Annotated in this window: 2 protein-coding genes and 1 pseudogene; all 3 read left to right on the forward strand. The window is 38.0% G+C overall.

What is annotated here, in order from left to right; genetic code table 11:
* Positions 1–125: 125 nt before the first annotated feature.
* Positions 126–911, forward strand: a complete 786-nt coding sequence (locus HZY94_RS09040) for a MurR/RpiR family transcriptional regulator (RefSeq protein ID WP_179925875.1) — start codon at positions 126–128, stop codon at positions 909–911.
* 1 nt (position 912) lies between these two features.
* The gene (locus HZY94_RS09045; protein ID WP_179925874.1) at positions 913–1617 is read left to right on the forward strand and encodes an N-acetylmannosamine-6-phosphate 2-epimerase; all 705 of its coding nucleotides are present in this window, start codon (positions 913–915) and stop codon (positions 1615–1617) included.
* 14 nt (positions 1618–1631) lie between these two features.
* A pseudogene (locus HZY94_RS09050) lies at positions 1632–1829 on the forward strand (dihydrodipicolinate synthase family protein); the annotation flags it as partial.
* Positions 1830–1954 lie beyond the last annotated feature (125 nt).

A 1954-nucleotide genomic window follows, 5' to 3' on the forward strand; every position in this document is an offset into this window, starting at 1 on the left:
TGCTTGAATACGGTTGTGATAAGCAGAAAGTTGTTTATTTTTGAGAGCTGATTTTAATTCATTAATTTGATCTTGTGTGAATTCCATAATATCTATTATAATTCAGATTTTGATTTTTGTTAAGTATGATTCCCATTATAGAATCAAATCTCGATAAAATGACTGCGACTGAAAGAGATATAGCAGCTTATTTTTTAAATAATAGAAAACTTGAAAACGTAACAACCCAATTTTTATGTGAGGAACTTCATGTTTCTAAAGCAAGTTTGACTCGTTTTTCGAAGAAATGTGGGTTTAGTGGTTTTAGAGAATTTCTTTATCAGTATAAGGAAATGAGCAGGGGACAGGAAGCCATGGTTTATAAGGCCTGGACTCAAAATGTCTTGTCTGATTATGAAGAAATGTTACGCAAAAACTATTCAGTTTTGGATGAGTCAAAGTTAGAACGGATTCAGAATTTAATCGAATCATCGTCGAAGATTTATTTCTATGCCAAGGGGAGCTCTGCCCTGGCTCTAAAGGAAATGAAAGTTCGATTCATGCGACTGGGAATCATGGGTGAGGTGATGGATGAAGACGATATGATTTTATGGAATAGTCTTCTTGTAGATGAATCTTGCCTTGTGATTGCAGCATCGATATCTGGTAAAACAAAGTCGATTACTCAAGCTTTGCAAACAGCTAAGAAGAACGGTGCCAAGACAGTTTTAATGACGACGAAAAATTTTGATGATTACGATTTTTGTGATGAATTACTTCTATTGGCCTCAGCTCAAAATCTTGCTTATGGAAATAGGATTTCACCGCAGTTTCCAATCTTATTGATGACGGACTGCTTGTTTTCCTACTTCCTGGATGATAAGGAAAGAAGGTTCTATTATGACAAAACCATAATTCATAAGGAGGAATAAAATGAGACAAGATTGGACAAGGGATACATTTTTAGAACAAGTCCAAGGTGGTGTGATTGTTTCTTGTCAAGCCTTACCAGGTGAGCCTTTGTATGAGGAGCGATTTAGCCTGATGCCTTACCTGGCCAAAGCGGCGGAAGAAGCAGGTGCTGTAGGTATTCGAGCGAACTCCGTTCGGGATATTGCAGCCATTCAAAAGGTAACGGATTTGCCAATAATTGGGTTGATTAAACGTGACTATCCTCCGCAAGAGCCTTATATCACAGCAACGATGAAGGAGATTGATGAACTTGTAGCTTGTCAGACAACGGTTATTGCCTTTGATGCCACACAGCGACCGCGTTATGATGGCCTTGAAGTGAAAGACTTTATCAAACAAGTGAAGGAAAAATATCCAAATCAATTACTGATGGCAGATATCAGTAATTTCCAAGAAGGGATTATCGCTTTTGAAGCCGGAGCGGATTTTATCGGAACCACCCTATCAGGTTATACAGACGAAAGTCCTAAGTTGGAAGGGCCTGATTTTGGTCTCATGAAACAACTAGCAGAAGCTCAGTTACCGGTGATTGCAGAGGGGCGTATTCATACACCAGAGCAATTACTGAAAGTTTACTCTTTGGGAGTTACAAGTGTTGTAATTGGAGGAGCCATCACCCGTCCCAAAGAAATTGCCCAACGTTTTATTCAAACGCTTCACAAATAATAAGGAGAATTACAATGAGAGATTTAGCGAAATACAAAGGTGTCATTCCAGCATTCTATGCTTGTTACGATGATCAAGGAGAAGTCAGCCAAGAACGGGTTAAAGAGCTTGTGCAATACTACATTGACAAAGGAGTCCAAGGAATCTATGTTAATGGTTCTTCAGGAGAATGTATCTACCAAAGTGTTGAAGATCGCAAGCAAATTATTGATACTCATTTAAAATCAAAAGTTGAAAAATAATGGATGCTTAGTTTTGAAATACAACAATATAAAACCACTACGTATCTAGAAAGGACCTTGTCCATTCTCTATTCACAATGGATTTTAAGGTTTGG

The sequence above is a fragment of the Streptococcus danieliae genome, from assembly GCF_013415245.1.
GTDB classification, from domain to species: domain Bacteria; phylum Bacillota; class Bacilli; order Lactobacillales; family Streptococcaceae; genus Streptococcus; species Streptococcus danieliae_A.

What these genes read in the sequence shown, in the direction of transcription:
- HZY94_RS09040 (WP_179925875.1), top strand. Translation starts at nt 126, where the DNA reads ATGATTCCCATTATAGAATCAAATCTCGATAAAATGACTGCGACTGAA.
- HZY94_RS09045 (WP_179925874.1), top strand. Translation starts at nt 913, where the DNA reads ATGAGACAAGATTGGACAAGGGATACATTTTTAGAACAAGTCCAAGGT.